The organism is Arenimonas sp., assembly GCF_035721105.1.
Lineage (GTDB): Bacteria > Pseudomonadota > Gammaproteobacteria > Xanthomonadales > Xanthomonadaceae > Arenimonas.
Genome location: NZ_DASTNG010000048.1, coordinates 1 through 4186, shown reverse-complemented (window position 1 = coordinate 4186; position 4186 = coordinate 1). Strand labels below are relative to the sequence as shown.

The following is a 4186-nucleotide window of genomic DNA, read 5'->3' as shown; positions in this document are numbered from 1 at the left end:
CGCACTGCGTCGTTTCAAGCGTACCTGCGAAAAGGCCGGCGTCCTGGCCGAAACGCGCAAGCGCGAGTTCTACGAGAAGCCGACCCAGGAACGCAAGCGCAAGCGCGCTGCCGCCGTGAAGCGTCACCTGCGCCGTCTGTCGCGCGACGTTTCGCGCAAGGTTCGCCTGTACTGAGTTTCCCGACCTGTCGCCCGGCAGGTCATGCGGCGCCCCGGCGCTGCGCACCCGGAAACACGGTCGGCGCCAGCTCTTCGACGAGAGCCGCTCGCAGCCACCGCAGGCACAGCCGATACGACATGGCCGGTGTTGTCCCCAGGGGCAACGCCGGCTTTGTCGTTTCCGTAGAATGGTCCATTCATCCCATAAGGCCCCGTCCATGACGCTCAAGCAGCAGCTCACCGAAGACATGAAGAACGCCATGCGCGCCGGCGAAAAGCATCAGCTGGGCGTGATCCGGCTGATGCTGGCCGCGATCAAGCAGCGCGAGGTCGATGAGCGGATCGAACTCGACGACGTCCAGGTGCTGGCCACGCTCGAGAAGATGATGAAGCAGCGCAAGGACTCGGTCAGCCAGTTCGACGCGGCCGGTCGCGACGACCTGTCGGCGATCGAGCGCGCCGAGATGGTGGTGATCGAGACCTATCTGCCGACCAAGCTGGACGAGGCCGAGATCGACGCGCTGATCACCGCTGCCATCGCCGAAACCGGGGCCAGCTCGCCGCGCGACATGGGCAAGGTGGTGGCTGCGGTGAAGGAGAAGGCCGCCGGCCGCGCCGACATGGGCGTGGTGTCGGGCCGCATCAAGAGCCGCCTGGCCGGCTGATCTCCGTTCGCGGCATGCGCTGCCTCAGCCCTGTCGCAACAGCACCATCAACGCCAGCAGGCCGAGCAGGATCGCCAGCACCACCAGCGCCACGCGCTGGCGACGTCGGCGCAGCCGCTGCCAGTTCGCCACGTCCAGGAAATAACGCCCCTCGCCGGGGCAGCGCAGCACCGCGTGCTGCACCAGCGGATACCAGGCCACGCCCTGTTTCAGGCCCAGCTGTTCCGGGCGGCACGCGGTGGCGGGCGTGGTCGCCGCCGCCCGTTCGAAGGCGCGGACAATCTTCCGCTGCATCACCATCATCACCGCGTTGATCACCACGATTCGTCACTCCCGGCTGGCCCGGCAGCTTGCCGCGGCCAGACGGCGCGGGCAAGCGGCGTGATGCATCGGCTTCACGCCACTCACGTTACAAAGCGTGCCGAAGCGGTGGAATCCCACCGCACAACCGTTGCAGGAGATCGTCATGCTGAAGTGGGCCATCATTTTCGCCATCATCTCGCTGGTCACCGGCTGGCTCGGCTTCGGTGGCGTGTCGGGCGCCAGCGCGACCATCGCCAAGGTGCTGTTCGCCTGCTTCGTGATCCTGTTCCTGCTGGCCTTGCTGGCGGTGATCGGCGTCTTCCACATCCTCTAGGCGTGCTCCGCCGGCGCCTGCCATTGCATGCGTCGGTGGCCCGGCACGCGGCCCTGCGGATTGGCCAGCTTCGACGGGCGCTCGGCGGTCACCACGAACCCCAGCCGCTGATAGAGGCGCTGGGCATCGGGATTGGTCACGGCCACGTCCAGCACGACGGGGCCGAGCGCAGCCGCCGGCCGCTGCGCCAGCAGGTGGGCGACCAGGGCGGTGCCCGCACCCTTGCCGCGCAGGGCCGGGCTCACACCCAGATGCCCCAGGTAATACAGGTCACCGGCCGGCGGCGGGATCACCGATTCCGTGCGCAGGCCACGCCCGATCACCCCGGTCGCATGACGCCAGCCGAAATGGCGCACGATCTGCCGCGCCGCCGCCAGGGTGAACGGCCACTTGGTGTCGCCGCCGTAGCCCGCCCCGACCGCCACCACCACACCATCACGCTCGCCCACCACGTGGTTGCGCCAGCCAAACTCGCCCGCGCCGTCGACGAAGGCCCGCCGCAGGAAGGCCTGCGCATCACCCACGCCCGGCACTGCGAAAACATAGTCGAAGGCCGCCGGCCCCGAGCTGTGGATCAGCGGCACCGCCGCCTCCACGTCGGAGGCGGCCGCCGGGCGGAACAGCCATCCAGCCATCGTCGTCACATTCCCGTTGAGACCCCGGCCGAGATTAGCGCAGTCCGCGGACGCGGCGGGGGCGCCGACCGACTAAACTAGGCCGCTTATGCGTGGCCTGATCCCCGACAGCTTCATCGATGAACTGCTTGCCCGCGTCGATATCGTCGACGTGATCGAGCGGCGGGTGCCGTTGAAGAAGGCCGGACGCGAGTGGACGGCATGCTGTCCGTTCCACAACGAGCGCTCGCCGTCGTTCTACGTCAGCCCGGCCAAGCAGTTCTTCCACTGCTTCGGTTGCGGCGTGCACGGCAGCGCGATCAAGTTCCTGATGGACTACGACCGGCTGGAGTTTCCCGACGCCGTCGAGGAGCTGGCGCAGACGGTGGGCCTGACCGTGCCCCGCGAGGGCGGTCGCGAAGCGGCGCCCCGCGAGGACAAGACCGATCTCTACGCGCTGCTGGATGCCGCCGCCGGCTGGTACGAAGGCGAGCTGCCGCGCAGCGGCGATGCCCAGGCCTATTGCAAGAAGCGCGGACTGGACGCCGAGACGATCAGGCGTTTCCGCCTCGGCTGGGCACCGGCCGGCTACGACGGCGTGATCAAGGCGCTGGGCAACACGCCGCGCCGGATGGAGCTGCTGAACGAGGCCGGCATGGTCGCCTCCAGCGAGCGCGGCAGCAAGTACGACCGCTTCCGCGAGCGACTGATGTTCCCGATCCTCGACCGCCGCGGCAGGGTGATCGCGTTCGGCGGCCGCGTCCTGAGCTCCGAACAATCTCCGAAATACCTCAACTCGCCCGAGACCCCGCTGTTCCACAAGGGCCGCGAACTGTTCGCGCTGTGGCAGGTGAAGCAGGCCAACCAGAGCCTGGCCCGCATCGTGGTGGTCGAGGGCTACATGGACGTGATCGCGCTGCACCAGGCCGGGCTGCCGATTGCGGTGGCCACGCTGGGCACGGCGACCACGCCGGAACACACCGAGGTGCTGTTCCGTGCCGCGCCGGACGTGGTGTTCTGCTTCGACGGCGACCGCGCCGGCCGCGCCGCCGCGTGGAAGGCGCTGGAATCCGCGCTGCCGCGCCTGCGCGACGGTCGCCAGGCGTACTTCCTGTTCCTGCCCGACGGCGAGGACCCGGACTCGCTGGTGCGCAAGGAGGGCAAGGATGGCTTCGAGAAGCGCATCCGGGAAGCGATGCCGCTGTCGGACTATTTCTTCAACGAACTGTCGCACGACGTCGACATGGCCAGCCTCGACGGCCGTGCCAGGCTGGCCGAGCGCGCTCGTCCGCTGATCGGCAAGCTGCTCGACGGCGCATTCCGCGACCTGATGGCGCAGGAGCTGGAAAAGCGCAGCGGCGCGCGGGCGATGCTGCAGGCCGACCCGGCCGCGCACCGCGCGGTGCAACGCCCCACCGCGGTGCAGCGCAGCCTGGTGCGCAGCGCAATCTCGCTGTTGCTGGCCCAGCCCGGCCTGGCCGACCAGGTGGAAAAGCCCTATCGCTTCCTGCGCCTGGACAAGCCCGGCGTGGAACTGCTGGCCGAATTGCTCGACCTGGCGCGCGCACGGCCCGGCATCAATCCGGCGATGCTGGTGGAACATTTCGCCGAGCGCCCCGAATACCCGTCGCTGCAGAAACTGATGGCGGCTACGGTCGTCGGCGAAGCCGAGGCCCAAGCGGCGGAATTCTTCGATGCCCTGCAGCGCATGGAAGACCAGGCGGTCACCCAGCGCCGCGATGCTCTCACCGCGAAGAGCCGCGAAGGCGCGCTGGACAGCGCCGAGAAGGCCGAACTGCGCGAACTGCTGGCCGCCCGCGTGCGCCCGCCGGTGGCGTCGGCGTGACTGCGGTGAACTGCCGCAGGCACGGCCACGTCGCGCACTTTGGCGTAACGCCGCGGACGGGCAGTCATGCGAGTGTGGGATCATGCCTGCCTTCGGCCTGGCGGATCACGCAGGACGCACGGGATTACTGATGGATCTGTTGCAACACCTCGTCACGATTTTTGCCGAGAACGGCTACGTTGCCGTCTTCCTCGCGCTGATGATCTGTGGCGCCGGCCTGCCGCTGCCCGAAGACATCACCCTGGTCGCCGGCGGCGTGATCGCC

6 protein-coding genes and 1 pseudogene are annotated in these 4186 nt (G+C 68.6%); 5 read left to right on the top strand and 2 right to left on the bottom strand.

Annotation, left to right across the window (positions count from 1 at the left end; all coding sequences use genetic code 11):
- The coding region (gene rpsU, locus VFQ84_RS06860; protein ID WP_325130562.1) for a 30S ribosomal protein S21 at positions 1-175 on the top strand (175 nt) is incomplete at its 5' end.
- Between the two features lie 202 nt (positions 176-377).
- The gene (locus VFQ84_RS06855) at positions 378-824 is read left to right on the top strand and encodes a GatB/YqeY domain-containing protein (protein ID WP_007806711.1); all 447 of its coding nucleotides are present in this window, start codon (positions 378-380) and stop codon (positions 822-824) included.
- Positions 825-848: 24 nt separating this feature from the next.
- Here VFQ84_RS06855 and VFQ84_RS06850 read toward each other — a convergent pair whose 3' ends face one another.
- Entirely contained in the window at positions 849-1145 is a 297-nt protein-coding gene (locus VFQ84_RS06850) for a hypothetical protein (protein WP_007806713.1), read from the bottom strand.
- A 145-nt stretch (positions 1146-1290) separates the two neighbouring features.
- Here VFQ84_RS06850 and VFQ84_RS06845 point away from each other — a divergent pair, with 145 nt between their 5' ends.
- Positions 1291-1461: a DUF1328 domain-containing protein gene (locus VFQ84_RS06845; RefSeq protein ID WP_040673033.1), complete on the top strand. Its 171-nt coding sequence runs from the start codon at positions 1291-1293 to the stop codon at positions 1459-1461.
- Here VFQ84_RS06845 and VFQ84_RS06840 read toward each other — a convergent pair.
- Positions 1458-2096, bottom strand: coding sequence for an N-acetyltransferase (locus VFQ84_RS06840; protein WP_325130557.1), 639 nt, complete (start codon positions 2094-2096; stop codon positions 1458-1460). The two genes, VFQ84_RS06845 and VFQ84_RS06840, sit on opposite strands and share 4 nt — an antisense overlap.
- Before the next feature lie 88 nt (positions 2097-2184).
- On the opposite strand from VFQ84_RS06840, the gene dnaG reads away from it, so the two are divergent.
- Positions 2185-3921 carry a DNA primase gene (gene dnaG / locus VFQ84_RS06835; RefSeq protein WP_325130555.1) on the top strand — a complete coding sequence of 579 codons (1737 nt, stop codon included), beginning with the start codon at positions 2185-2187 and terminating at the stop codon, positions 3919-3921.
- 130 nt (positions 3922-4051) lie between these two features.
- Positions 4052-4186: pseudogene (locus VFQ84_RS06830) on the top strand (DedA family protein); the annotation flags it as partial.